We start from the raw sequence: 25078 nt of genomic DNA, 5'->3' as shown, positions 1-25078 counted from the left end.
TTCATAAACCTGAGAAAGAGGGGTATGAAATCACCTGACCCAACAGGCCAGCCCCCATATTCCCAGTATCGCAATTCCCAAAAACCGGTTGTGTCGCTGCTGTCCGTCCTGCAACAACCAGTCTGTTAATTTAGCATAACTTAAAGGCACACAAACCATAGCAGATCCGCTTTGCGCTGACAGGTTTTCACAGCACGGGCGCATGATCCGTGTTTCGGTATCAACCTGGATACCACAACCCACCGGCCATTCTCGCATAGTGGCCACCATATTACACAAAGGGAGAATTAAGTAGCGCAACAGAACGGCGACAAAAAGGGCTATCAGCATACAATCAAACACAGTAACAGCCTGATTTAGCCAGAATGTCGGTAGCAGCAACAAACCGATACCAGCATAAGTCCAGTTCTGCATGCCTAAATACAATACGCGCTTAAAGGCTTTCAATGACAGATCATCCAGGTCTGAGGGCTGCCCAAACTGGTGAATAAGATTGTTTGTTACAGCTGACACCCGCAACCCGAACAGACAAAATGAGAGCCAGAAGCAAAAACCCATAACAATGATAAGAAACGAGTGCAGGGGTAATCCGGAATGTACGGTAGCTTCGCGCCAGCCATATAAAAGGCTTTGTGCTAAAGCGAATCCCGCCGCAAATAGCCAGTGCCGAAACAGTTGTCGTGTAGAGCGAATTCGAAATTGCCTGAATTCGCACAATGCCCGACGATCGAGCAGGTTGCTCATGACAATGCTGTCGGCATTGTGGCGCATCAGGCGCAAACAATACCAAAAATAGCTCGTCAGCAACGGAAGCGTTACAGCCAGGTAGAGATTATGGGAATATGTATCGGGCAGCTCTGAGTTGATATGGGCAGACAGCGCACCGGCGAGAAAATTAACCAGCAATCCCCCAATAGCGTAGAGAGCGGGGGACAACCATAGCGGGAAAATTTCATTCAGATAGGGGCGGCTTTGCATCACTCAAACTAAATAAGATTTAATGCCGTTCCCTGACGTGTTGCAGCCCACTTTGCCCGGCACCCTGCCTTAAGACCAGCCTGTGAGCTTCAAAAACAGAATGCCTGCTTTCTTGAGGTTAAGTCTAATCAGCTTCGGTATCCAATCCAAGCCCGAAAGTGTCAGTAAATGTAAGAAAATTAGGTGATTAAGTATTAAATTTCAGTTGGTTACAAAATTACTCAAAAATAACTACAGAATATTAACGTGGTGGTTTGGGAAAACCGATCTGCACGTCAACATACTTTTTACAAACAGTAATCCCAATATGCGGATACAAAAAACCCAGCATATCGCTGGGCCTTTTTATTCAAACTGAATATTCAATTACTTGCGCAGTTTTTGAATCAAACGCAATTGCGCAATGGCTTCGGCCAGCTCGTGAGCGGCTTCTGCGTAATTAAAATCAGCGCCAGGGTTGGCGATGTGCTCTTCTGCACGACGTTTGGCTTCTTCAGCAGCCTGCTCGTCCAGGTCTTCTGCCCGGACCGCAGTGTCAGCCAGTACGGTAACGTTACTGGGTTGTACTTCGAGTACGCCTCCAGCAACATAGATAACTTCTTCTTCACCGTGCTGTTTGACCAAACGCACCATACCCGGTTTGATTGCAGTGATCAGTGGCGCGTGGCCCGGGTAAATACCCAGTTCACCTTCGCTACCTGTCACCTGTATGGTTTCTACGCGGCCAGAGAAAATTGCCTCTTCCGCACTTACTACATCCAGATGCACTGTCATAGCTGCCATTTAAACCTCCCGATTAGGTACGCAAGCGTAGTGAGTGGGCTGGTGGTTAACCAGCCTCAGTCAATTACGCCTTCTTGGCTTTCTCGATGGCTTCTTCAATTGAGCCGACCATGTAGAAAGCCTGCTCTGGCAGATCATCGTAGTCACCGTTCAGAATGCCTTTAAAGCCGCTGATGGTGTCTTTCAGAGAAACGTATTTACCCGGAGAACCGGTGAATACTTCTGCTACGAAGAAAGGCTGTGACAAGAAGCGCTGAATTTTACGTGCACGAGATACAACCTGCTTGTCTTCTTCAGACAGCTCGTCCATACCCAGGATGGCAATGATGTCTTTCAGCTCTTTGTAGCGCTGCAGAACACTTTGCACTCCACGGGCAGTCTCGTAGTGCTCCTGACCGATAACCAGCGGATCCAACTGACGAGATGTGGAATCCAGCGGGTCAACCGCAGGGTAGATACCCAGAGACGCGATATCACGTGACAATACTACCGTCGCATCCAAGTGAGCGAAGGTGGTTGCCGGAGACGGGTCAGTCAAGTCATCCGCCGGTACGTATACCGCCTGGATAGAGGTGATTGAACCGGTCTTAGTGGACGTAATACGCTCCTGCAGTACACCCATCTCTTCTGCCAAGGTAGGCTGGTAACCTACCGCAGAAGGCATACGGCCCAACAGTGCCGATACTTCGGTTCCTGCCAGGGTATAACGGTAGATGTTATCTACGAAGAACAGTACGTCACGACCTTCGTCACGGAATTTCTCTGCCATGGTCAGACCGGTCAGAGCCACACGCAGACGGTTGCCCGGTGGTTCATTCATCTGACCGTATACCAGAGATACCTTGTCCAGTACGTTGGACTCGTTCATCTCATGGTAGAAGTCGTTACCTTCACGGGTACGCTCACCCACACCAGCGAATACCGAGAAACCACTGTGCTCGATAGCGATGTTACGGATAAGCTCCATCATGTTTACGGTTTTACCTACACCGGCACCACCGAACAGACCAACTTTACCACCCTTGGCAAACGGGCAAACCAGGTCGATTACCTTGATGCCGGTTTCCAGCAGCTCAACAGAGCTGGACTGCTCTTCGTAGCTTGGCGCCTCACGGTGAATAGACATACGCTCTTCTTCACCAATCGGGCCTGCTTCGTCGATAGGATTACCCAGAACGTCCATGATGCGGCCCAGTGTGGCTGTGCCCACAGGAACCGAAATCGGCGCACCGGTGTTATCAACTGCCACACCACGACGCAGACCGTCGGTGGTACCCAGAGCGATGGTACGAACGACACCGCCACCTAATTGTTGCTGCACTTCCAGTGTCAGACCGGATAAGTCACCTCCGGTCACTCTCAGCGCGTCATATACTCTTGGCACCGAATCTTGTGGAAACTCAATGTCCACAACGGCGCCAATGATTTGGACGACCTTACCTTGACTCATAATTTGTCCTCGTTATCTCTTTTAAACCTTTGTCTACACCGCGGAGGCGCCGCCCACAATCTCACTGATTTCTTGTGTGATTGCAGCCTGACGGGCCTTGTTGTATACCAACTGTAAGTCGTCAATCAGGTTGCCGGCATTGTCGGTTGCGGCTTTCATCGCAACCATCCGGGCAGCCTGCTCAGACGCGGCGTTTTCTACAACGCCCTGGTACACCTGGGACTCGATATAACGAACCATCAACGTTTCCAGTATGTGTTTTGGATCCGGCTCGTAAATGTAGTCCCAGCGATGCTTATATTCGTCGTCTTCGGACTTAGGCAAAGGCAATAATTGATTCATCACTGGCTTTTGCGTCATGGTGTTAACAAAGTTGTTGTAAACCAGGAACACCCGATCCAACTTACCTTCGTCGTAGGCTTTCAGCATTACCCGAACCACACCTACCACATCACTGACACTGGGTGCATCGCCCAATCCGGATTCAGCGGCCAATAAGGTTCCGCCAAACCGGTTGAAGAATGCACATGCCTTGGAGCCTAACGCTGCAAAGTCCACTTCCACACCCTCGTCACGCCATTTTTTGACGTGCTGGGTGACCAGCTTAAATTCGTTGGTGTTCAAGCCACCACATAAGCCGCGGTCAGTGGAAATCACAATGTAGCCAACCCGTTTAATTTCCCGCTCTTCCAGATAAGGATGGCGGTATTCCAGGTTGCCGTTGGCAATGTGACCAATCACTTTAAGCATGTTTTGTGCGTACGGACGGCCAGAGGCCATGCGGTCTTGCGCCTTTTTCATTTTTGACGCAGCCACCATTTCCATCGCACTGGTAATCTTCTGAGTATTCTTGATACTCCCAATCTTACCTTTAATTTCTTTACCGCTGGCCATGACTATCTCTCCGATTACTCAACGTTGCGCTGGCAGTCTGTGTTTAACTTCCTGCCAGCACCATTGGTTACCAAGTTTGTGTCGCTTTAAATTTGGTTAAAGCGTCATTCAACTGTGACTCAATGTCGTCGTTGTAGTTACCTGTTTCGTTGATAGTCTTGACCAGATCAGCATGCTCGCTGTTCATGTAAGAGTGCAAGGCCGCCTCGAAATCCAGGATCTTGTTCAGTTCCACGTCTTTCAGATAGCCTTTTTCTACCGCGAACAGGGACACACCCATGTCAGCAATTGACAACGGCGTGTACTGCTTCTGCTTCATCAGTTCGGTAACGCGCTCACCGTGCTCCAGCTGGGCACGAGTGGCTTCGTCAAGATCCGAAGCAAACTGAGAGAACGCGGCCAGTTCACGATACTGAGCCAGCGCCAGACGGATACCGCCACCCAGTTTCTTGATGATCTTGGTTTGCGCAGCACCACCTACCCGGGATACTGAGATACCAGCGTTAACCGCAGGGCGGATACCGGCATTGAACAGATCAGTTTCGAGGAAGATCTGACCGTCAGTAATCGAAATTACGTTGGTCGGTACGAACGCAGATACGTCACCCGCTTGGGTTTCAATGATCGGCAGAGCCGTCAAAGAACCAGTCTGACCTTTCACTTCACCGTTGGTGAAACGCTCAACGTATTGAGTGTTTACGCGCGCCGCACGCTCAAGCAAGCGGGAGTGCAGATAGAACACGTCACCAGGGTATGCTTCACGGCCCGGAGGACGCTTAAGCAGCAGTGAAATTTGACGGTAGGCAACAGCCTGCTTGGACAAATCATCGTATACGATCAGAGCGTCTTCACCGCGGTCACGGAAGAATTCACCCATAGTACAACCAGAGTACGGTGCCAGGTATTGCAACGCAGCGGATTCAGATGCAGAAGCCGCAACCACAATGGTGTGATCCATCGCGCCGTGCTCTTCCAGTTTGCGTACTACGTTAGCGATGGTAGAAGCCTTTTGGCCTACCGCTACGTACACACACTTAACACCAGTACCTTTCTGGTTGATGATGGCATCAACCGCCATCGCTGTTTTACCGGTCTGACGGTCACCGATGATCAACTCACGCTGACCACGACCAACCGGGATCATGGCGTCAACAGACTTATAACCGGTCTGAATTGGCTGGTCGACCGATTGACGTTCGATTACGCCCGGTGCAATTTTTTCTACCGGCTCATAACCGTCTGCTTCGATGGAACCTTTACCATCGATTGGCTCACCCAGGGTGTTTACAACACGGCCCAGCAGGTTACGACCCACCGGAACTTCCAGGATACGACCAGTAGATTGTACTTTAACGCCTTCTTGCAGGTCCGCATAAGGACCCATAACCACCGCACCTACGGAATCGCGTTCCAGGTTCAGTGCGATGGCGTAACGACTTCCAGGAAGCTCAATCATTTCACCTTGCATTACATCGGCCAGGCCGTGAATGCGAATAATACCGTCGGTTACTGCGACGATGGTGCCTTCATTGCGTGCTTCACTGGTTACATTAAACTGTTCAATACGTTTCTTGATCAGTTCTGCAATTTCAGTGGAATTAAGTTGCATTACTCTTATCCCCGTTATGCTTGCAACGCGTCTGCGAGACGGTTCAATTTCGATTTTACGGAACCATCAATGACTGTATCACCGGCTTTGATTACAAAACCGGCAACAAGGGCAGGGTCCACGTTACAATTAAGCTTCACTTTACGTGCCAAACGTTTTTCTAATGACGCACTCAACTCAGTTTGCTGAGAAGCCGTCAGTTCGACTGCCGAAGTAACGTTCACTTCGATCTCTTTGTCGTACTCAGCCTTCAGCTCGTCAAACAGAGCGGAAATTTGTGGCAGCGCCACCAAACGTTTATTTTCAGCCAGAACCTTAATCAGATTCTGGCCGTGTTCGTCGAGCTGTTCACCACAGACTTTGATGAAAATGTCAGCCAGGGTTTCCGCTGCAACGGCACCAGTCATTAACTGGTGCATATCGTCGTTACGGGCTACCTCGCCAGCGAACATCAGCATGTCTTGCCATTGGGCAACGGCTTTATGCTCGACAGCAAAATCGAAAGCTGCTTTAGCATAGGGACGAGCAACAGTTGTCAGTTCAGACATGGCTCATCTCCTCTCTTAAAGCTCAGCGACAAGTTTTTCAACAATGTCGTTTTGTGCTTCAGCGTCGATTTCACGTTGCAGGATCTGCTGGGCGCCAGCTACTGCCAGGGCAGCAACCTGCTTGCGCAGTTCCTCTTTGGCACGATTGCGTTCAGCTTCAACTTCGGCATAACCGGAAGCGATGATTTTCTCCCGCTCGGCATGGCCTTTCTGCGTTTCTTCGTCAACCAGTTGGTTGGCGCGCTTCTTGGCCTGCTCGATAATTTCAGCTGCTTGCGCTTTCGCTTCTTTCAATTGCTCAGTAGCTTTCGACTGAGCAAGTTCCAGGTCTTTCTCGGCGCGTTCAGAAGCTTCCAGGCCATCGGCTATCTTCTTCTGACGCTCTTCAATCGCTGCCATCAGCGGTGGCCACACGTACTTCATGCAGAACACCACGAACACAACGAAGGCGATCAATTGACCTATGAATGTGAAGTTAAAGTTCACAATCGCCCCTCCTCAAAAAAGTTCGCAAAAAATGTCAGTAAGGTCTTACGCACCAACAGCGAACAGGAGGTACAGGGCGATACCAACACCGATCATCGCGATGGCGTCGATCAGACCCGCTACGATGAACATTTTTACTTGCAGTTGAGGAGCCAGTTCAGGTTGACGAGCAGCAGATTCCAGGAATTTACCACCCAGCAGACCAAAACCAATAGCGGTACCCAGGGCACCCAGGCCGATTAGCAGTGCAACAGCGATGTATAACATTTACGTCTCCGATTTAAGTTAAATATTAAAGTTAAAAATTAAGGTATAACCCGTAAAAACGCACAGCATCGGTTCCAGGGCCGGACTGTGCGCACAAAACTTTCTAGTGGTCTTCGCTAGCCAGGCTCAGATACACGATGGTCAGCATCATGAAAATAAAGGCCTGTAAAGGAAGAACCAGGATATGGAAAACCGCCCACATAAAGTGCAGTGGCAGCTGCGCCAATCCGATGGTGGCAATCAGAATAAAGATTAGCTCACTGGCATAGAGGTTACCGAACAAACGCAGAGCCAGTGAAAGCGGGCGTGCCAGCAAGGTAACGGACTCCAGAATGAAGTTCACCGGAATAAAGACCGGATGGCCAAATGGCTGCATCGTCAATTCCTTGGTGAACCCGCCAATCCCTTTCATTTTGATGGAATAGAACAGAATCAGGATAAATACGCCAGCCGCCAGTGCGAACGTCAGGTTCAGGTCAGTGGTGGGAACTGCTTTCATATAAACATCGTGAGGATCCATGCCAAATCCGTACTGGCCAATCAGCCCGGCAATCCAGGGTAAAAGGTCAACGGGAACCAGATCCATCAGGTTCATCAGCAGCACCCACATAAAAATAGTCAGTGCTAGAGGGGCAATTAGTCCGCTTCTGCCGTGATAGGTACTTTTTACGTTGTCATCAACAAACTCAACGATAAGCTCGACAAACGCCTGCATTTTTCCGGGTACACCGGTAGTGGCGTTTTTGGCGACGCGACGGAACAGCCAGAGAAAAAGAATGCCCAGGCCGACGGACCAGGCGAGAGTGTCCACATGTATTGCCCAAAAACCGGCATCGGCACACGCTTTGTTAAACGCAACTCCGCTGTCGGTTGAGCACATGGTGGCATTGGTCAAGTGGTGCTTGATGTATTCTGAGGTAGTGTATTCAGATGCCATTATTAAACCCAAATTGTAAAGTATGAAAATCCTTTATCGCTCGTCACTGCCAGTCGGGAAATGACGAACCAGGGCCAGCCAGTAGCTGACCGTTGTAATGGCAAAAGCACCAAAAAGTGCCAAAGGCCGGGTGTCCAACACCACAAATGCCACTACAAATAAAAGTATTGTCAGTGCCAGTTTCACTCTCGAACCCTGGCTGAAACTCCGTGCTACCAGCGAATTTTTACTGGCACCGGCGTATCTGAATGCAAACAACGCAAAAACAAAATTGGGTAAAATACTGATGACAGCGCCTACTGCGACGGACAGAGAAAGCTGTGCCGTACCGAAAGCCCATGCAGATGCGGTAAGGCCAGCTGCCGTGACAAGCTGAAATACAGTGCCCTTTTTTGCTAAAAATTTGCCTTGGCGTGCCAAATCTCTGGCCACATTTATTCTCTTTTTTAACGCCCAACAAAAAGCGTCAGAAGTATACTGTTTTAGCGATATTTTTCAACCATTCGTCGGATAATGTAATGGATTTCGCTAAACGACTAACGCGCAAACAGATAGTTGACGAAGACTTCTTCGCTCTGCGGGACCGAGGAGCGAAGATTAGACTACCATTGTTTATTTTTTAAACAAATGTAAATTATTCAATTCGGGAGAGGATCCCGTCGAGTTGATCAAGGTCATTGAAATTGATCACAAGTTTACCCTTGCCTCTGGCGTTATGGTCAATGCTGACCTGGGCACCCAAGCGTTCAGACAGTCCAGTTACCAGACTTTGCACATCCGGATCGATTTTTTTCTCCGGTTTGGGTTTTGCGGGTTCCAAAAATTTACGTACCAGCTTCTCTGTATCCCTCACTGTGAGGCCTTTACCTGAGACGATCTGTGCTGCCTCGGACTGGCTTTCTCCCTGTAGCCCCAGTAAAGCACGTGCGTGACCCATTTCAATGTCACCATGTTCCACCAGAAGTTTAACGTCTTCATTGAGGTTATTCAGACGCAACAGGTTAGTCACAGTAGTACGGGACTTACCCACCGCTTCCGCCACTTCAGCATGGGTCAGCTCAAATTCGTTCATCAGCCTGTCCAATGCCTGGGCTTCTTCCATAGCGTTTAAATCTTCGCGCTGAATATTCTCAATCAGAGCAATGGCTACGGCCGCTTCATCCGGAACGTCTTTGATCAGGCACGGAACCACATCAAGCTGAGCTAACTGAGAGGCCCGCCAACGGCGTTCTCCGGCAATTATTTCATAGCGCTCATGGCCAAGCTGGCGAACTACGATAGGTTGAATGATACCCTGCGAACGGATGGATGAAGCCAGTTCTTCCAGCGCTTCAGGCGACATGTCTTTTCGGGGCTGATATTTGCCGGGAGTAAGAAATTCAATCGGCAGCTTGCTTAATTCACTGTTAACCGGGCTGCTCGTGTCGTCAGTTTCTTTTCGGGCTGAGGACTGGCTGGTCGCCAATAACGCGTCCAGACCTCGTCCGAGTCCTCTTTTTTTTGCAGACATAGTTTCCTCAATGACTATAGCGCAGGCGTGTTTCCCAGCAGGGAATGGTCACGCGGCAGACTTCAACTGGCCTTGGCCGGAGTCTGTAATGTTTTGTCCCTTCGTCTTAAAATCTCTCCGGCCAACGCAAGATAGGCTTTGGCACCAGTGGAGGATTTGTCGTAATACATTGCCGGAGCACCAAAACTTGGCGCTTCCGCTAACCGAACATTACGGGGAATCACGGTACGGTATACCTGCTCACCAAAATGACGTTTAAGCTGCTCAGACACATCGTTGGCCAGGCGATTACGGGGATCATACATGGTTCTGAGCACCCCTTCTATTTTCAGATTGGGGTTAACCACCGACGCCAGCTTCTGGATAGTATCCATCAGGGCAGTCAGGCCCTCAAGCGCATAATACTCACATTGCATTGGAACCAGCACGGAATCGGCCGCAGCCAGCGCATTAACGGTCAATTGATTCAAAGAAGGAGGACAGTCGATAAAAATAAAATCGTAGTGTTCGAGGACTGGCTTCAGCGCATTTCGAAGACGTACTTCACGGGCAAACAGCTCCATCAGTTTGATTTCAGCCGCTGTTACGTCGCCGTTTGCAGCGATCAAATCGTACTTTCCGGTGGTTTCCGGCACAATCACCTCATTCACCGGTTTATCTTCGATCAACAACTCATAACTGGTGGCATCAACGTCGTATTTGTCTACACCGCTACCCATGGTGGCATTGCCCTGAGGGTCGAGATCAATGAGCAACACCTTGCGCTTGGTCGCTGCCATAGATGCTGCCACATTAACGGCTGTCGTGGTTTTACCCACGCCACCTTTCTGGTTTGCTATTGCGATAACCTTTGCCACTGTGAATCCTGTTACGCTTTTTTGATCGTGACGAGATGGCGTTCCCCAATTAACCCAGGTACCGTCAGTTCGTTCACGGCTTGAACATGAAAGTGTTCACTTACTTCCTTAAGTTCGTCATGCGGATACTGCCCTTTAAGCGCCAAAAACGCTCCCTGAGAATCTACCAGATGCTGACACCAGTGCAACATATCTTTTAGCGAAGCGAAAGCGCGGCTGAGGACTAAATCGTAATGGAAATCAGGTTGATGCTCTTCAACCCGGGCATGCACAGGTTCCACATTTTTAAGCCCCAGTTCAAAAGCCACCTGCTTCATAAACCGTACGCGCTTACCCAGACTGTCGAGTAATACAAACTGAACCTCAGGCAAGGCGATTGCCAGTGGAATACCCGGTAACCCAGGCCCAGTGCCTACATCAATCACACACTTTGCGCTTACATACGGGATCACGGCAAGTGAATCCAGAACATGCTTAACCATCATCTGATCAGGGCTGCGAACCGAAGTAAGATTGTACGCCTTGTTCCACTTGTGCATAAGCGCCACATAGCTGATCAGCTGATGCTGCTGACTTTCAGAAAGTGCACAATCAAGGGTTTCAAGACCGGATTGTAAAATGCTCTGTAGCTGCTGAGGATTTACCGCTTCACTCACGCTGATTTTTGCTCCTGCTTGCGCAACATTCCGTGCTTTTTCAGATAAACCAGCAATAACGAAATTGCCGCCGGGGTTATACCAGAAATACGCGCAGCCTTACCAATAGTTTCCGGGCGCGCATCACTGAGTTTCGCCACTACCTCGTTTGACAGGCCGGAAATCTTTGAGAAATCAAAGTCCACTGGTAACAGTGTATTTTCATGCCGCTGGGTTTTAGCAATTTCATCAAGTTGCCGGGTAATGTAACCTGCATACTTAATCTGGATCTCCACCTGCTCAGCCGCAACCGGATCGGCTAACCCCGGGCCAATTCCCTCAATCGACATCAGCTGCTCATAAGTCATTTCAGGGCGGCGAATCAGTTCTTCCAGCGAATGCTCACGACTGATTGGATTTTTCAGATGCTCATTAAGTTGAGACACGGCGGCGTGTTCAGGATGGACCCACTGCCCGCGCAGTCGTTGCTGTTCCTGCTCAACCATTTCAATTTTAGCATTGAAAGCAGCCCAGCGTTGGTCGTCTACCAGCCCAACTTCACGGCCTACTGCGGTCAGTCGAATATCGGCATTGTCTTCGCGCAGCAGCAAACGGTATTCCGCGCGGCTGGTAAACATACGATATGGCTCTTTGGTGCCCATGGTCGCCAGATCGTCAATGAGTACGCCCATATACGCCTGATCTCGACGCAAGGTCAAAGGCTCCTTGCCTGCAGCCTGCAATGCCGCATTTGCGCCCGCTATCAAGCCTTGGGCTCCCGCTTCCTCATAACCGGTTGTACCATTGATTTGACCGGCAAAAAACAACCCCTGAATGAATTTGGTCTCCAGAGTCTGTTTCAGATCCCTTGGATCAAAGTAATCATACTCAATGGCGTAGCCGGGGCGAATGATGTGGGCATTTTCAAACCCCTTAATCGAGCGCACTAGGTTGACCTGCACATCAAACGGCAGACTGGTTGAAATGCCGTTGGGGTAGACTTCAATGCTGTTAAGCCCTTCCGGCTCAACGAAAATCTGATGTGAAGATTTATCGGCGAAACGGGTAATTTTATCTTCAATACTGGGGCAATAACGCGGCCCGATACCTTCGATAACACCGGTAAACATGGGTGAACGATCCAGACCGCCGCGAATGATCTCGTGGGTTCTTTCGTTGGTGTGTGTGATGTAACACGAGATCTGACGGGGATGCATTTCCCGACTTCCCATGAAACTGAATACTGGCACGGGCTCATCACCCGGTTGCGCCTGCATCACACTGAAATCCAGTGTACGGGCATCGAGGCGGGCAGGCGTACCCGTTTTCAGCCGATCAACACGAAATGGCAGCTCTCTCAAACGTGCAGCCAGTGCCAGTGATGGTGGATCACCAGCCCGGCCACCACGGTAGTTTTCAAGACCTATGTGGATGGTTCCACCCAGAAAGGTTCCGGCTGTGAGCACAACAGATTTTGCCCTGAATTTCAGGCCCATCTGAGTAACAACACCGCACACCCGATCGTTCTCCACGATCAAATCGTCACAGCTCTGCTGAAACAGCGTCAGATTGGGCTGGTTTTCAACCGCATGACGGATTGCCAGACGATACAGGGATCTGTCGGCCTGGGCACGGGTAGCGCGGACTGCCGGCCCTTTACTGGAATTGAGTGTGCGAAACTGGATCCCACCGTGATCGGTGGCCAGTCCCATTGCCCCGCCAAGAGCGTCAATTTCTTTGACTAGGTGGCCTTTGCCAATACCACCGATCGCTGGATTACAGGACATCTGACCAATGGTTTCCAGATTGTGGGTTAACAGTAATGTTGACGAACCCATGCGCGCTGCAGCTAAAGCCGCTTCAGTACCAGCGTGACCGCCACCGACAACGATGACATCAAACTCTTGTTGATAGAACATGGTTAACCTCAAACAAAAACGAACCTGGTCAAATTTATTAGCTAACTGCTGGAAAATAGCGAGGTGCTAAAAAGGGGCGCGTATTTTAGCTAAGTTATCAGACAAAGAAAACGGTTAAATTTTCTTCAATTCCATTTGTGCGAAGCAAACAGGATCGTGGCTAATATCTTTAAGATCTTTTTAGATCTCTTTATTTTTATTTCTATTAGGATCCGAAGGATCTGTTGATAATGTGTTTTTCTTTAATAAAAACAGCTAAATACAAGATTAACAAGCTTGGGATGCAGCGATCCATAACCCCGATCGGATCCTGTGAGTAACCTGCTGTTTTATCCACAATGGCAGTTTTGAAAAAAATTACCCCGATCGTGATCAAAGCTTATGCACAGTGGTCTGGGGGATCTTGTCCACAGGCCTGATCAAGTTGTGATCCAGATGGGGATAAGTTGTCAGTATGATCCAGGGCGTGATCAAAAAAAGCCCGTTTTTGGCGGGCTTGATCAGGATCTCACTGTGGATTAGATCTTTTCCACACGCACACTTCCACCGGATGTATGTAGCGCCAGCTCTGGGCCGCCACCATTTACGGAACCCCGGATCGATTGCTTCCTGATCTGACCTTGAACTTCAAATTCGGATCGCACTTTGCCACCACTGGTACTTGCATTCAGATCAAAGGTGGCATCCATGGGTAATTTTGCAATGATTGAGCCTCCTGATGTACTTAGACTAGCGTTTTGTGTGGGTTGGTGCGCGAAGGTCACACGGATACTGCCACCTGATGTGTGAGCGTCTATCCCACCATAGATGTTTTCAGTTTGAATAGATCCGCCCGAGGTGTGTAATTCCACATCACCGTTTATGTCTCCAACAGCAATGGAGCCACCAGAAGTGCGTGCCTCTGCGTTACCTTTCAGGTCATCTATGGAGATGGAGCCTCCAGATGTGTCCAGGTCGAGATTGAAGTTTTCAGGAACGGTTATCTCATAACTTACTTTAAGTCGCCGGTGGTGGCTTTCAGACGTCTTTTCGCCATTAATTTGCAGGCCTTGTCCTGTAGGGGTAAAACTGACATCAAATTCGTCTTCCTGTTCACCTTCAACAAAGACATTAACATCAATTTGTTCGAGACTGTGGGTTCGTACTTCAATGCGGCCCTGATCGGTTTTCAGGGTTAAAAGCTGGCCGGATGACACGGGAAAGCTTTGTTCAATGTTTTTGGCGGTGGCAGCGTAACTGGCGAAGGCAATAAGCAATAACAGGGGTCGATAAACAGCAGACATAGTGAATTTCCTCGAGGTAGTTTTTCACTTTGTCGCTACAATAGCCTGAAAGGTTTAAATTAAATGTTCAGCGCACCTGATTGGGCTGATACCTTGGGGTGACATCCTGACTTTCAGCAGGTTCCGGAATCAGCCCTTCACGGCGGCTTGGGCCTGAAAAGCGTACCTTGTAGGTATCGTATTCCTTTATCGATTCAAAGCAATAACGGCCTAAAGCGTGTTCCAGTTCTGCGAGGTTGTGGTTAGTGATTAAAATGCAGTTTTTCTTGTTAACCAGCCGTTGGCGCAACAGATTGCCGAGCCAGCTTTGAGTGTTCTTTTTTAAAACGGTTTCGTTGACACAAACTTCGTCAAGGATCAGCAGATCGACGTCGAGAAGTTCCTGGTTAGCTTCACGGAATTTTTGGCTTATGTTGTCCTGGGCACTGAAATCATAAGAAAAATAGCGCATTTCCAGTAAGGTTGAAAGCTGCCGGTAGAGTACGGTAATTTCAAACTGATCGATTAGCTGATGAGCGATGGCGCCGGCAATGTGTGACTTGCCCCGACCGTAATCGCCGTAAAACAGCATCATATGGGAGCCTGCCTGACGCCATGCTGCATCATCATGAGCGGCGATAAATGAACGTGCGATGCTGACCGCTTCAATGACGTCGTCACTGTCTTCAACCAGGTTGGCAAAAGTCCATTTGGGATTCAGATCCGAACGCCCGTGAAGAGCGCTGATGCGTTCTTTTTTAGTCCGTTGCTGAAGTTGTGAAACCTCTGCATTGGCTTGCTGTTCGTATTGTTTTCGCAGGGTTTTGTAGTCGATGTATTCGTCGTTTTTTTCCGGTGCTTTTCCTAACGCCCGGGCCAGACGGTCTATCTTGTCTTTCAGGTTCTGCATAATGGTTACGGCGCCTTTTTGGAAGACGAATATTTTTCAACTAACTTACGGGCATTATCGTCGGCTTCGAGGGTTGGTGCAACTGACACCTGTTGGGTTCCAACTTTCTTGACCGGAACCATTCCCATGGCGGTGCGTTTGCGTTTTATGGCGTAGGCAAATTTTTGTGTCCACTGGAACTGGCTAAACACTGCCTGCGGACGACCCAACCAGTAGGCAATAAATTCGCCCACGTCTTCCTGGTTGTATTCGTGCTCAATGATCCCCAGTAATGCCGCCAGTTCCTGGTACAGCTCCTGTTCAGGTTTCCATTGAACCGAGATGGCAAAGCTTGTCTGGTGAAGTTGCGCGTATTGCTGAGTTTCAACCAGGGTTAGTGGCAGTATGATGACTTTACCATTGAGATTCTGCTCAAACGTTAGCTCTGTGGGGAGGGCTATCAGGCCCGCATTTTCGAGTTTTTTAAGCAACCGGTTAATTTGGCGCCCTAATGTAAAAGGGCGCTCGGCAGACTGACTATGTTCACCGTTAAGCAGTGAAAGCAGAATCTTGTAGTTTAGCGGCTCTGTGGTCGCAGTGGCTGGATTGACCCAGGGCCGCAAACCCAGACAATAGAGTACGCGGGATTCGTTGCACAGCGGTGTGTTGAGTGCGTCAATTTCGGCCTGGGTATACACGGGTTACTTCACGCCAAACGGCTTTCAAACCATTCCACAGCTTTTTCTTCAGGAATGGGGTGGTCAAGTACATCGATGTGAAGCGGGGCATCTAACAAGGTCGCGCCACTTTGTTGCAAGAGAGTTTCAATGGTTTTTGCTCCATAGCAGAAAGTATCGTAACTGCTGTCGCCAAGGCCAATCACAAAGGCATTTACCTGTGAAAGTTTGGAACTTTTAAGTTGGGCCGCAAACGATTGAATGTTGTCAGGGAGATCGCCGGCACCATGGGTTGAGGTGATAACCACCCAAATCGAACCCGGGTTAATGGTGGTGAGGTCTGGTTCAAGTTCAATACTCACTTGGTGACCTGCTTCACGCAATTGCTCGGCCAGGGCATCGGCAACGTACTCAGATGCTCCCAGCATCGACCCAACTATCAGAGTGTAGTGTTTTGACATAGGAATACTTCTTGGATGAGGCAAATGCCCCGGTAATGCGTTGTGTCGTTATGGTCGTTCAAAAATAACACGGAAACAGGGGCAGACAAAGAAGGATAATTGGATTACTTACCAATACAGAATGACGAGAAGATTCTTCCCAACAGGTCATCTGAAGTAAATTCGCCGGTGATCTCTGATAATGCCTGATGTGCCAGGCGTAACTCTTCCGCCAGTAACTCGCCAGCAACGTGTGCCTGCAACTGGTGATTGCCGTTTTCCAGATGCTCATTGGCCTGAGTCAGGGCATCCAAGTGCCGGCGCCGGGCAATAAACTGGCCTTCCGTAGTACTGTCGAGACCCATTGCATTGGCAAGATGGGTTTTCAGCAATTCTATTCCATCGCCGGTGTTGGCTGACAAGCCAATTACACTGACCTTGCCGTGCGCGGTATCGAGTATTTGCTCAGAGACGGTTTCTCCGGACAGATCCGCTTTATTGCGTACTACCGTGGTGGGGATGCCCGGAGGCAGTTTTTGCATGAATTCTGGCCAGATGGCGTAAGGGTCTATGACGGAAGTTTGGGTACTGTCGACCACAAACAGAACCCGGTCTGCCTGCTGGATTGCCTGCCAGGCCCTTTCTATACCAATTTGTTCAACTTTGTCCGGGCTGTCCCGCAGACCGGCCGTATCGATGATGTGGATTGGCATGCCGTTAATGTGAATGTGTTCTTTTAATACATCACGGGTAGTGCCGGCGATGTCAGTCACAATAGCGCTGTCTTTTCCAGCCAGGGCATTAAGCAGGCTGGACTTACCTGCATTAGGCTTGCCAGCTATGACTACCTGCATTCCTTCACGCAGCAGTGCACCCTGCTGGGCTTTTCCCATCAGGGTGCTCATCTGTTCCAGGATACTTGATAAATCTCCAGCGACCTTTCCGTCAGACAGAAAGTCGATTTCTTCGTCCGGAAAATCGATGGCGGCTTCCACGTACATGCGCAAATGGATAATGGCCTCCGACAACTGATGAACCTGTTGTGAAAACGCCCCCTGTAATGAGCGCAGGGCGCTTCTGGCTGCCTGTTTGGAACTGGCGTCGATAAGATCCGCAATGGCCTCTGCTTGGGTCAGATCGAGTTTGTCGTTGAGAAACGCCTGTTCACTGAACTCTCCCGGGCGTGCAAGCCTTACACCAGGAGTATTCAGAACAGCGTCTATCAGCATGTCCATAACAACCTGGCCGCCGTGCCCCTGCAGTTCAAGTACGTCTTCACCTGTGAAGGAATGGGGCGCAACAAACAGTAGGGCGATGCCGCGGTCTATCTCTTCGCCGCTGGCATCATAAAAGCTCGTATAGGTTGCTGTTCTTGGGGATAGAGACACGCCCAACAGTTTGCTGGCGACCTTGGTGGCCAGTGGCCCTGATACGCGCACGATGCCCACTCCGCCGCGACCAGGTGCGGTGGCTTGGGCGACAATGGTTTCTGAGCTGAGGGATGTGTCTGAAACGGTCATAAATCAGTCGCGGAAGTTGGTGAACTGAAAAGGCTGGCCCAAATCAGAAGATTTCACCAACGCAATGGCTTCCTGCAAGTCATCCCGCTTCTTGCCGGTGACTCGTAGCTGCTCACCCTGAATTTGTGTCTGTACCTTCAGTTTGGCGTCTTTGATCAGTTTAACAATCTTTTTTGCCATCGCCTGTTCAATGCCTTCTTTGAAGGCAATGGTCTGACGGAATGTTTTTCCGCGGTGATCATAAGGCTTTACGTCCATGGCGGAAGTGTCCAGATTGCGTTTTGAGCAGGCAGTGCGAAACATTGAGTCCATTTGCTGCAACTGAAACTCCGCTTCTGCGGTCATTAGGACCGTTTTGTCCTTGAATTCAAAACTGGCCTCCACACCGCGGAAGTCGAAACGGGTAGAGAGCTCTCTGGAAGCATTTTCGGTAGCGTTACGTACTTCTTCCATGTTGATTTCTGAAACAATATCAAATGATGGCACAGGATTACTCCTTTTATCTGACAAATCAGCCCGCGGGTGCGGGCTGATGATGTTGAACTAGTGGGTTTTAATACCCCGTTTTTCCATCGATGCGTAAATCATCTTGGCCTGGACCAGGGTGATAACGTTGCTGACCAGCCAGTACAGTACCAGACCGGCAGGGAACCAGAGGAAAAACACACTCATCATGACCGGCATCCACTGCATGATTTTTTGCTGCATTGGGTCGGTAACGGTGGTGGGTTGCAACTTCTGCAGAAGGTACATGCTTCCACCGGTCAGTACAGGAAGTACAAAGAAGGGGTCTTTGACGGATAAATCCGTGATCCACAGGAAGAATTCTGCATGGCGCAGTTCCACACTTTCCAGCAGCACCCAGTAGAGTGCCAGGAAAATAGGCATTTGCAGCAACAAGGGAAGACAGCCACCCATTGGGTTCACTTTTTCCTTGCGGTAAAGCTCCATCATGGCCTGGGACATCTTTTGGCGATCTTCGCCAAAGCGGTCTTTCAGCTGCTGCATCTTAGGTGCCAGGCTGCGTAAACGGGCCATGGATTCGTATTGTTTCTTGGTGAGCCAGTACATGGCACCTTTCACCACAATGGTGATCAGGATAATGGCCACACCCCAGTTACCTACGAGGCTGTGCAGGAACTTGAGTAAGCTAAAGAGCGGTTGTGAAATCCACCACAATACGCCGTAGTCCACAGTAAGATCCAATCCACGGGCCAGCCCTGCCAGGGTTTCCTGATCTTTCGGGCCCATGTAAAGCTGGCTGGTAATGGTTTGTGTCTCATTGTCAGCTACGGTTACCGGGCTGCCTTTGTAACCAATGATGGCGTACTGGTTTTGAATCAGAAGCGAATAGAGGGTGTTGGTCTGCTCCTGGGGTGGGATCCAGGCTGAGACAAAATAGTGCTCCAGCATACCAACCCATCCACCTGTTGTGGTTTCACGCAGATTGTTGTCTTCAATATCGTCGAATGTGTACTTCTCGTAGCGCTCATCCTGTGTGGAGTAAGCCGCACCCCGGTAGGTGGGCATAAACATATTGCCATCTTCCTGATCCGTTACCTGCTTCAGTTGAGCGTACTGCTGGAAGCTTGCCAGCTGGCCGGATTGGTTGAGGATATGATAGGAAACATCCACGTCGTGACGGCCACGAAAAAAGGTAAAAGTCTTGGTTATTTGAATACCATTAGCACTTTGCCAGCTCAGTGGTATTTCAAGACTGTCGCCACTAAGTTCATACTCGGTGGCGTCTGTGTTATAGCGAGGCCGGCCTGCAGGGTTGCCGTCCGGTCCGTTGGCGCCAACAAGGCCGCTTTGTGCCACATACAGGCCATCCTGAGGGCGCAACAGGCTGTAAGGCACATCTGATCCTTGGGTAACCGGAAAGTCCATGAGATCCGCTGAAACCACATCACCGCCAACCAAATCAATCTGAACATCGAGGGTGTCGGTAACGACCCGTATCCAACGAGATTGTGATGAAATCTGGTCAGTCACTGGTTGAGCCTGGTCTGATACCGGAACGTCAGAACTGGTATTTTCGGGGTTCAGAGTATCGGCTTGCGCTGGTACGGTAGAGGGAACTCCGGCATTTTGGGAGTTGGTTGCCTGCGCTTGTGATGGGGTTTGTTCTTGTGCAACCGGCTTCGGACCATAGTCTACATGCCATTGTTGCCACAATAAAAAACTGACCAGGGCTAAGCCGATAATCAGAAAACTGCGTTGGGATTCCATACGGGTCTCTTTATTTAGTGTGTTTGTTTTTGTGTTCTTGCGGTACCGGGTCGTATCCACCCGCGTGCAAAGGGTGGCATTTTAATATGCGTTTAATGGATAACCAACCGCCAATTATCAATCCCCGGGTATTTAATGCCTCTATCGCATAGTGTGAGCAGGATGGATGGAAGCGGCATCGCTGTCCCAGCATGGGAGAAACTATCCATTGATAACACTTGATAAGGAATAATGGTAGGGCGATGGCTATTTTTCGCAGCGCCTGGCGAGTTTTTTCCATAATTTGTCCAGTGTTGTAAAAACTTCCTCATTAGTGAGCTGATCCGCACCGGACTTACCAATAACGATGATGTCGATATTCGGCAAATGTTTTGCCTGATGACGAAAGCTTTCGCGAATCAGTCGTTTCAGTCGGTTTCGTTCGTGTGCTTTGCGAATGCGCTTTTTGGCAAGTGTGATACCTAAGCGGGGAGCTTTGGACTGGTTGTGTCTGGCAAGAAGAGTAAAAGAGGAAGAAACTGCAGGAATTGCGTCGTTAAACACATAAGTAAAGTGGGAGGGAGTTAACAGACGCAACTCCCTGGAAAACTGATTTTCGCCCACTTTGGGATAATACCATTAAGCAGAAAGGCGAGCGCGACCTTTAGCACGGCGAGCCGCTAGTACTTTACGACCATTTTTAGTCGCCATACGAGCACGGAAACCGTGAGAACGCTTGCGCTTCAAGTTGCTCGGTTGAAATGTTCTTTTCATGACCAAAGTCTCACTTAAGTTCGAGTTAAACGTGGACAGTTAGCTAAAACGGGTCTTTATACTTTGGATGTGTAGATCCTCAGCAAAAGCGGACGTTTTTTGATGTCCATCCAAAAAGGACGCTGAATTCTAGAGATCTCGAGGCATTGTGTCAATGATAAAAGGTAAATTATGCGCAGATTAAAGCGTCAAAATGACTGAATAATATCCAGGTAGCTCCAATAACCGGATAATTTCGTGCCAGGATGGATAAGTCAAATGAATGAAATGTGAATAAACCATTAACTAAAGTTGATTTATCCACAGAGGTGCTTGAATTTTCGCGAATTGAACCGAAAAATCGCCCTGATCTGGCGCACTGATCATGGATACAGTAGATTGGGGAACTGCGATCGTTATAGCGTGAAAAAACAATAAAACTCAATAAATACAAAAATATATCAGCAAGATCGTAAAGATCATAAAAGATCAAGATTTACATTTGGCCTGCTTAGGTGGATAATCCACAGCAATAAAATTATTAAAACAATTCTTATCGCTGTTACCCAATATTAGTGCTAAACGACGCGTCAGTCTGTTTGGCATTGTATGGCTATTGTCCAAAGTAATATTGGCATTCAAAGCGAAAGTTGGAGCCAATAGTACCATGTCTTTATGGAATCAGTGTCTTGACCGATTGCGTCAAGAATTGCCCACGCAGCAGTTTAGTATGTGGATAAGACCATTGACCTCTCAAGAGGATGACGGTGTGATCACTTTGCTGGCTCCGAATCGGTTCATTCTCGATTGGGTTCGGGATAAATACCGGGATAAAATTACCGAGTTGTTTTCCGAGTTCAGTCGTCCGGACGAGATTCCTCAATTGCGGTTGGAGGTTCTGAGCAGACAACAGTCTGTTTTAACAGGTAATTCTACCCGCTCGCCCTCGGTAAATTCTGTGGGTGGTACATCGTCGTTATCATCGCATCAGGTTAACGTACCGGTTGCAGCAGTCAGCCCTGCAGCAGAGGTGTCTTCCAGACCCGGATCGAACGCATCCTTCACACCTAATGTAGTGCCGATCCCTGAGGGTATGAAGCACAAAAGCAATATTAATCCCAATTATCAGTTTGATAACTTTGTAGAAGGTAAGTCCAACCAGCTTGCCCGAGCGGCTGCAACACAGGTTGCGAATAATCCAGGGGGGTCGTACAACCCATTGTTTATTTACGGTGGTACGGGCCTGGGTAAAACGCACTTATTGCATGCGGTAGGCAATGGTATTATCGCCAATCGTCCCGATGCCAAAATTGTTTATATGCATTCAGAGCGTTTTGTTCAGGACATGGTTAAGGCACTGCAAAATAATGCCATTGAAGATTTTAAGCGCTTTTATCGTTCAGTTGACGCATTACTGATTGATGACATTCAGTTTTTTGCGAATAAGGAACGGTCGCAGGAAGAATTTTTTCATACGTTTAACGCTTTGTTGGAAGGCAACCAGCAGATTATTCTTACTTCTGACCGTTACCCTAAAGAGATTGACGGCGTTGAAGACAGACTTAAGTCTCGTTTTGGTTGGGGGTTGACGATTGCGATCGAACCCCCTGAACTGGAAACCCGTGTGGCGATTTTGATGCGTAAGGCTGCCGAGAATCGAATCCACTTGCCTAATGAAGTCGCTTTCTTTATTGCCAAACGGCTGCGCTCTAATGTACGGGAACTTGAAGGCGCGTTGAACCGTGTAATTGCAAATGCGAATTTTACCGGCCGCCCAATAACCATTGATTTCGTCCGTGAAGCGCTTCGGGATTTGCTCGCGTTACAGGAAAAACTGGTTACCGTTGATAATATTCAAAAAACTGTCGCCGACTATTATAAAATCAAGGTTGCAGATATCCTTTCAAAGCGCCGTAATCGGAGTGTTGCGCGACCACGGCAAGTTGCCATGGCACTCGCAAAGGAACTGACCAATCATAGCTTACCTGAACTGGGAAATGCCTTTGGTGGCAGGGACCACACTACTGTGTTGCATGCCTGTCGTAAAATAGAGCAGCTTAGAGAGGAAAGTCATGATATAAAAGAAGACTATAAGAATCTCATACGGACTTTGTCTTCTTAAATTTGTACTACGAGGCGAGAAAAGAAATCGATGAAATTTACCATCAGCCGCGAGAAATTTTTACAACCCTTGCAACTGGTTTCCGGTGCCGTTGAGCGTCGCCACACGTTACCGATTCTGTCTAATGTTCTGATTAAGGTGAGCGAAGGTGCACTTTGGCTGACTGGTACAGATCTGGAAGTTGAACTGATTGCCAGTGTTCAGTTGGAAGGTGATTTTGCGGAAGGCGAGATTACCGTTCCGGCAAAGAAACTTTTTGATATTTGTCGTGGTTTGTCTGATGGCGCGAGTATTGATTTCTCTGTTGACGGTAACAAAGCATTAATTCGGGCTGGAAGAGGCCGCTACACGCTTTCTACGCTTTCCGCCAGTGATTATCCAAACCTTGAAGATTGGGAAGGTGAGGTTGAGTTCGAAGTTTCCTGCAGCGATTTAAAGCGTCTTATAGACAGTTCACATTTTTCAATGGCACAGCAGGACGTTCGGTATTATTTGAACGGAATGTCTCTGGAAACCGAGGACCACCTGGTTCGCACAGTTGCGACTGATGGGCATCGATTGGCTTTGTGTCGTCTTGAATACAATAATAGTACGTTGCCTGCTAGACAGGTTATTATCCCGCGTAAAGGGGTACTGGAGATTTCCCGTCTTATCGGTGAGGAAGACAGGCTGCTAAAAATTCAGATCGGCGCTAATCATCTGCGTCTGTTTTCAAATGAATTTATTTTTACCAGTAAGTTGGTAGACGGCAGGTTTCCTGATTATCGCAGGGTATTGCCTAAAGACGGTGATAAAACTGTTCTTGCAAGCAAGGCAGTGTTGAAAGAGGCATTTTCACGTGCTGCCATTTTGTCTAATGAAAAATTTCGTGGTGTTCGTTTAAATTTGTCTTCCGGGGAACTCAAGATTACTGCCAACAATCCTGAGCAGGAAGAGGCCGAAGAAATCGTTGATGTTGATTACCAGGGTGACAGTCTTGAAATTGGTTTCAACGTGGCTTATCTGATTGATGTATTGAACGCACTGGTAACAGATAGAGTAAAAATTACCTTATCCGATTCGAATTCTTCTGCTTTGATAGAAGATGCTGAAGATGACGCCGCACTCTATGTAATCATGCCCATGCGGCTCTAGACGGAGTGAAACTCCGGGGTTCGGAGAATATAGGTTTTTCGAACCCCAGGTTAGATTCAATGTCACTCTCAGTTTTGTATACCTTCCCTCGGTGTGATTTATGAAACTGGACCAGGTCCAGCTGACGAACTTTCGTAACGTCAGTCAAGCTCGATTAAATCCCAGTAAATCCTTATCCGTAATTACTGGTGTCAATGGTAGCGGGAAGTCTTCGATTTTGGAGTCAATTTATTATCTTGGCTTTGGACGGTCTTTTCGCACTCAAAAGTACCAGTCTGCAATCAATCACAATTCCGACGCATTCTCTGTGTTTGCGAAGGGTACAAAGGAGGATGGCGGACAAGTGTCGGTTGGAATTGAACGCAGTCGTAGCGATCAATTTTTGTGTTCCATAAACGGTACACATTCGAACCGTTTGGCTGACTTGGTTAGTCTGATCCCGGTTCAACTGTTTACACCTCAAAGCACTGACCTTGTAATCGGCTCTCCATCTGAACGTCGTCGTTTCATAGATTGGGGGGTGTTCCACGTGGAACATTCTTTTCAGACCTTGTTCGTTCAGTTTAATAAATTGCTTAAACAACGTAATGCGCTACTAAAGCAGGGGGCATCTCTTAGAGCCGCCCACAATCATTTCTGGGAACAGCAATACATTTTGGCGGGCAATCGCCTGTGTGAGTATAGAAATGCATATACAGAAGCTCTGACGCCGATATTTAATCGCATTTCGAGTGAATTTCTACCTGAGTTTTCCGTCGAAATTTCGTATTATAGAGGGTGGGAAAAGGGGTTAACACTAGGAGAAGTACTCGAAAAAAAATACGAGTACGATGCTAAGGTTGGTCATACTTCAGTGGGGCCGCACAAAGCTGACCTGAAGTTTAGAATCGACGGTGTCAACGCACAGGAAATCCTTTCTCGAGGCCAACTGCGTATGGCAGTGGCTGCGTTGCAACTGGCGCAAACTGAACTGTTTACACTACAGACTTCACGTAAGGGTATTTTCCTATTAGATGATGTAGGTGCCGAGTTGGATTTAGAGAAGCGCGAACGATTTATTGATGGGTTGCTATTAATGGACACTCAGGTTTTTGTAACCGCAATTGAAAAGCAGCAACTCTCGTTCATAAACAAGTACAATGACAGAAGAATGTTTCACGTGGAACATGGTCACGTGACAGAGGAGTAAAAGCCAAT

Annotated in this window: 27 protein-coding genes; 3 read left to right on the top strand and 24 right to left on the bottom strand. The window is 48.6% G+C overall.

What is annotated here, in order from left to right; translation table 11 throughout:
* Nucleotides 1-30: 30 nt before the first annotated feature.
* The 24 genes from DXV75_RS12050 to rpmH all read right to left on the bottom strand — a co-directional run bounded on the left by DXV75_RS12050 (nucleotide 31) and on the right by rpmH (nucleotide 20646).
* Nucleotides 31-978, bottom strand: a complete 948-nt coding sequence (locus tag DXV75_RS12050) for a hypothetical protein (RefSeq protein ID WP_115593676.1) — start codon at nucleotides 976-978, stop codon at nucleotides 31-33.
* A 366-nt stretch (nucleotides 979-1344) separates the two neighbouring features.
* Complete coding sequence (locus DXV75_RS12045) at nucleotides 1345-1761, bottom strand: F0F1 ATP synthase subunit epsilon (protein WP_115593675.1); 417 nt, start codon at nucleotides 1759-1761, stop codon at nucleotides 1345-1347.
* Nucleotides 1762-1825: 64 nt separating this feature from the next.
* A complete protein-coding gene (gene atpD / locus DXV75_RS12040; RefSeq protein ID WP_115593674.1) occupies nucleotides 1826-3211 on the bottom strand; it encodes a F0F1 ATP synthase subunit beta in 1386 nt (461 codons plus the stop codon).
* A 33-nt stretch (nucleotides 3212-3244) separates the two neighbouring features.
* Nucleotides 3245-4105 carry a F0F1 ATP synthase subunit gamma gene (gene atpG, locus DXV75_RS12035; protein ID WP_115593673.1) on the bottom strand — a complete coding sequence of 287 codons (861 nt, stop codon included), beginning with the start codon at nucleotides 4103-4105 and terminating at the stop codon, nucleotides 3245-3247.
* A 67-nt stretch (nucleotides 4106-4172) separates the two neighbouring features.
* Nucleotides 4173-5714, bottom strand: coding sequence for a F0F1 ATP synthase subunit alpha (gene atpA / locus DXV75_RS12030; RefSeq protein WP_115593672.1), 1542 nt, complete (start codon nucleotides 5712-5714; stop codon nucleotides 4173-4175).
* A 14-nt stretch (nucleotides 5715-5728) separates the two neighbouring features.
* The gene (atpH, locus tag DXV75_RS12025) at nucleotides 5729-6262 is read right to left on the bottom strand and encodes a F0F1 ATP synthase subunit delta (RefSeq protein ID WP_115593671.1); all 534 of its coding nucleotides are present in this window, start codon (nucleotides 6260-6262) and stop codon (nucleotides 5729-5731) included.
* A gap of 15 nt (nucleotides 6263-6277) precedes the next feature.
* Nucleotides 6278-6748 (bottom strand): F0F1 ATP synthase subunit B, encoded by a 471-nt coding sequence (atpF, locus tag DXV75_RS12020; protein ID WP_115593670.1) that lies wholly within the window; start codon nucleotides 6746-6748, stop codon nucleotides 6278-6280.
* A gap of 45 nt (nucleotides 6749-6793) precedes the next feature.
* Entirely contained in the window at nucleotides 6794-7015 is a 222-nt protein-coding gene (atpE, locus tag DXV75_RS12015) for a F0F1 ATP synthase subunit C (protein ID WP_012520222.1), read from the bottom strand.
* A 103-nt stretch (nucleotides 7016-7118) separates the two neighbouring features.
* Nucleotides 7119-7955 carry a F0F1 ATP synthase subunit A gene (atpB, locus tag DXV75_RS12010; RefSeq protein WP_181898419.1) on the bottom strand — a complete coding sequence of 279 codons (837 nt, stop codon included), beginning with the start codon at nucleotides 7953-7955 and terminating at the stop codon, nucleotides 7119-7121.
* Between the two features lie 30 nt (nucleotides 7956-7985).
* Entirely contained in the window at nucleotides 7986-8384 is a 399-nt protein-coding gene (locus DXV75_RS12005; RefSeq protein WP_115593668.1) for an ATP synthase subunit I, read from the bottom strand.
* A gap of 202 nt (nucleotides 8385-8586) precedes the next feature.
* Nucleotides 8587-9462: a ParB/RepB/Spo0J family partition protein gene (locus DXV75_RS12000; protein WP_115593667.1), complete on the bottom strand. Its 876-nt coding sequence runs from the start codon at nucleotides 9460-9462 to the stop codon at nucleotides 8587-8589.
* Between the two features lie 62 nt (nucleotides 9463-9524).
* The gene (locus DXV75_RS11995) at nucleotides 9525-10319 is read right to left on the bottom strand and encodes a ParA family protein (protein WP_115593666.1); all 795 of its coding nucleotides are present in this window, start codon (nucleotides 10317-10319) and stop codon (nucleotides 9525-9527) included.
* An 11-nt stretch (nucleotides 10320-10330) separates the two neighbouring features.
* Nucleotides 10331-10975: a 16S rRNA (guanine(527)-N(7))-methyltransferase RsmG gene (rsmG, locus tag DXV75_RS11990; protein ID WP_245953192.1), complete on the bottom strand. Its 645-nt coding sequence runs from the start codon at nucleotides 10973-10975 to the stop codon at nucleotides 10331-10333.
* On the bottom strand, nucleotides 10972-12873 hold the full coding sequence (gene mnmG / locus DXV75_RS11985) for a tRNA uridine-5-carboxymethylaminomethyl(34) synthesis enzyme MnmG (protein WP_115593664.1): 1902 nt from the start codon (nucleotides 12871-12873) through the stop codon (nucleotides 10972-10974). Before mnmG ends, rsmG begins: the two co-directional genes overlap by 4 nt.
* A 518-nt stretch (nucleotides 12874-13391) precedes the next feature.
* On the bottom strand, nucleotides 13392-14156 hold the full coding sequence (locus DXV75_RS11980) for a DUF4097 family beta strand repeat-containing protein (RefSeq protein ID WP_115593663.1): 765 nt from the start codon (nucleotides 14154-14156) through the stop codon (nucleotides 13392-13394).
* A 67-nt stretch (nucleotides 14157-14223) separates the two neighbouring features.
* A complete protein-coding gene (locus DXV75_RS11975; protein ID WP_115593662.1) occupies nucleotides 14224-15045 on the bottom strand; it encodes a DnaA ATPase domain-containing protein in 822 nt (273 codons plus the stop codon).
* Nucleotides 15046-15050: 5 nt separating this feature from the next.
* The gene (locus tag DXV75_RS11970; protein ID WP_115593661.1) at nucleotides 15051-15722 is read right to left on the bottom strand and encodes a DnaT-like ssDNA-binding domain-containing protein; all 672 of its coding nucleotides are present in this window, start codon (nucleotides 15720-15722) and stop codon (nucleotides 15051-15053) included.
* An 8-nt stretch (nucleotides 15723-15730) separates the two neighbouring features.
* Nucleotides 15731-16162, bottom strand: coding sequence for an FMN-binding protein MioC (gene mioC, locus DXV75_RS11965; protein ID WP_115593660.1), 432 nt, complete (start codon nucleotides 16160-16162; stop codon nucleotides 15731-15733).
* Nucleotides 16163-16266: 104 nt separating this feature from the next.
* On the bottom strand, nucleotides 16267-17661 hold the full coding sequence (gene mnmE / locus DXV75_RS11960) for a tRNA uridine-5-carboxymethylaminomethyl(34) synthesis GTPase MnmE (RefSeq protein ID WP_115593659.1): 1395 nt from the start codon (nucleotides 17659-17661) through the stop codon (nucleotides 16267-16269).
* A gap of 3 nt (nucleotides 17662-17664) precedes the next feature.
* Nucleotides 17665-18147 (bottom strand): YajQ family cyclic di-GMP-binding protein, encoded by a 483-nt coding sequence (locus tag DXV75_RS11955; RefSeq protein WP_115593658.1) that lies wholly within the window; start codon nucleotides 18145-18147, stop codon nucleotides 17665-17667.
* A 57-nt stretch (nucleotides 18148-18204) separates the two neighbouring features.
* Complete coding sequence (yidC, locus tag DXV75_RS11950) at nucleotides 18205-19893, bottom strand: membrane protein insertase YidC (RefSeq protein ID WP_115593657.1); 1689 nt, start codon at nucleotides 19891-19893, stop codon at nucleotides 18205-18207.
* 10 nt (nucleotides 19894-19903) lie between these two features.
* On the bottom strand, nucleotides 19904-20152 hold the full coding sequence (gene yidD / locus DXV75_RS11945; RefSeq protein ID WP_245953207.1) for a membrane protein insertion efficiency factor YidD: 249 nt from the start codon (nucleotides 20150-20152) through the stop codon (nucleotides 19904-19906).
* The gene (gene rnpA, locus DXV75_RS11940; RefSeq protein ID WP_115593655.1) at nucleotides 20140-20496 is read right to left on the bottom strand and encodes a ribonuclease P protein component; all 357 of its coding nucleotides are present in this window, start codon (nucleotides 20494-20496) and stop codon (nucleotides 20140-20142) included. Before rnpA ends, yidD begins: the two co-directional genes overlap by 13 nt.
* A gap of 15 nt (nucleotides 20497-20511) precedes the next feature.
* The gene (gene rpmH, locus DXV75_RS11935) at nucleotides 20512-20646 is read right to left on the bottom strand and encodes a 50S ribosomal protein L34 (RefSeq protein ID WP_014290886.1); all 135 of its coding nucleotides are present in this window, start codon (nucleotides 20644-20646) and stop codon (nucleotides 20512-20514) included.
* 646 nt (nucleotides 20647-21292) lie between these two features.
* Between rpmH and dnaA the strand changes: the two genes are divergently transcribed.
* The 3 genes from dnaA to recF all read left to right on the top strand — a co-directional run bounded on the left by dnaA (nucleotide 21293) and on the right by recF (nucleotide 25070).
* A complete protein-coding gene (dnaA, locus tag DXV75_RS11925; protein ID WP_115593653.1) occupies nucleotides 21293-22747 on the top strand; it encodes a chromosomal replication initiator protein DnaA in 1455 nt (484 codons plus the stop codon).
* Nucleotides 22748-22777: 30 nt separating this feature from the next.
* Nucleotides 22778-23881, top strand: a complete 1104-nt coding sequence (gene dnaN, locus DXV75_RS11920; RefSeq protein ID WP_115593652.1) for a DNA polymerase III subunit beta — start codon at nucleotides 22778-22780, stop codon at nucleotides 23879-23881.
* 100 nt (nucleotides 23882-23981) lie between these two features.
* Nucleotides 23982-25070, top strand: a complete 1089-nt coding sequence (gene recF, locus DXV75_RS11915) for a DNA replication/repair protein RecF (protein ID WP_115593651.1) — start codon at nucleotides 23982-23984, stop codon at nucleotides 25068-25070.
* Nucleotides 25071-25078 lie beyond the last annotated feature (8 nt).

This window comes from Alteromonas aestuariivivens (assembly GCF_003367475.1).
GTDB lineage: Bacteria > Pseudomonadota > Gammaproteobacteria > Enterobacterales > Alteromonadaceae > Alteromonas > Alteromonas aestuariivivens.
Note: the sequence above shows the minus strand (reverse complement) of the source record. Positions and strands in the feature narration are given on the sequence as shown.

What these genes read in the sequence shown, in the direction of transcription:
- rpmH (WP_014290886.1), bottom strand. Translation starts at nt 20,646, where the DNA reads ATGAAAAGAACATTTCAACCGAGCAACTTGAAGCGCAAGCGTTCTCAC.
- atpH (WP_115593671.1), bottom strand. Translation starts at nt 6,262, where the DNA reads ATGTCTGAACTGACAACTGTTGCTCGTCCCTATGCTAAAGCAGCTTTC.
- DXV75_RS12050 (WP_115593676.1), bottom strand. Translation starts at nt 978, where the DNA reads ATGCAAAGCCGCCCCTATCTGAATGAAATTTTCCCGCTATGGTTGTCC.
- recF (WP_115593651.1), top strand. Translation starts at nt 23,982, where the DNA reads ATGAAACTGGACCAGGTCCAGCTGACGAACTTTCGTAACGTCAGTCAA.
- dnaN (WP_115593652.1), top strand. Translation starts at nt 22,778, where the DNA reads ATGAAATTTACCATCAGCCGCGAGAAATTTTTACAACCCTTGCAACTG.
- yidC (WP_115593657.1), bottom strand. Translation starts at nt 19,893, where the DNA reads ATGGAATCCCAACGCAGTTTTCTGATTATCGGCTTAGCCCTGGTCAGT.
- mioC (WP_115593660.1), bottom strand. Translation starts at nt 16,162, where the DNA reads ATGTCAAAACACTACACTCTGATAGTTGGGTCGATGCTGGGAGCATCT.
- DXV75_RS11980 (WP_115593663.1), bottom strand. Translation starts at nt 14,156, where the DNA reads ATGTCTGCTGTTTATCGACCCCTGTTATTGCTTATTGCCTTCGCCAGT.
- atpD (WP_115593674.1), bottom strand. Translation starts at nt 3,211, where the DNA reads ATGAGTCAAGGTAAGGTCGTCCAAATCATTGGCGCCGTTGTGGACATT.
- dnaA (WP_115593653.1), top strand. Translation starts at nt 21,293, where the DNA reads ATGTCTTTATGGAATCAGTGTCTTGACCGATTGCGTCAAGAATTGCCC.
- atpE (WP_012520222.1), bottom strand. Translation starts at nt 7,015, where the DNA reads ATGTTATACATCGCTGTTGCACTGCTAATCGGCCTGGGTGCCCTGGGT.
- atpA (WP_115593672.1), bottom strand. Translation starts at nt 5,714, where the DNA reads ATGCAACTTAATTCCACTGAAATTGCAGAACTGATCAAGAAACGTATT.
- DXV75_RS12000 (WP_115593667.1), bottom strand. Translation starts at nt 9,462, where the DNA reads ATGTCTGCAAAAAAAAGAGGACTCGGACGAGGTCTGGACGCGTTATTG.
- DXV75_RS11975 (WP_115593662.1), bottom strand. Translation starts at nt 15,045, where the DNA reads ATGCAGAACCTGAAAGACAAGATAGACCGTCTGGCCCGGGCGTTAGGA.
- DXV75_RS12045 (WP_115593675.1), bottom strand. Translation starts at nt 1,761, where the DNA reads ATGGCAGCTATGACAGTGCATCTGGATGTAGTAAGTGCGGAAGAGGCA.
- mnmE (WP_115593659.1), bottom strand. Translation starts at nt 17,661, where the DNA reads ATGACCGTTTCAGACACATCCCTCAGCTCAGAAACCATTGTCGCCCAA.
- atpG (WP_115593673.1), bottom strand. Translation starts at nt 4,105, where the DNA reads ATGGCCAGCGGTAAAGAAATTAAAGGTAAGATTGGGAGTATCAAGAAT.
- mnmG (WP_115593664.1), bottom strand. Translation starts at nt 12,873, where the DNA reads ATGTTCTATCAACAAGAGTTTGATGTCATCGTTGTCGGTGGCGGTCAC.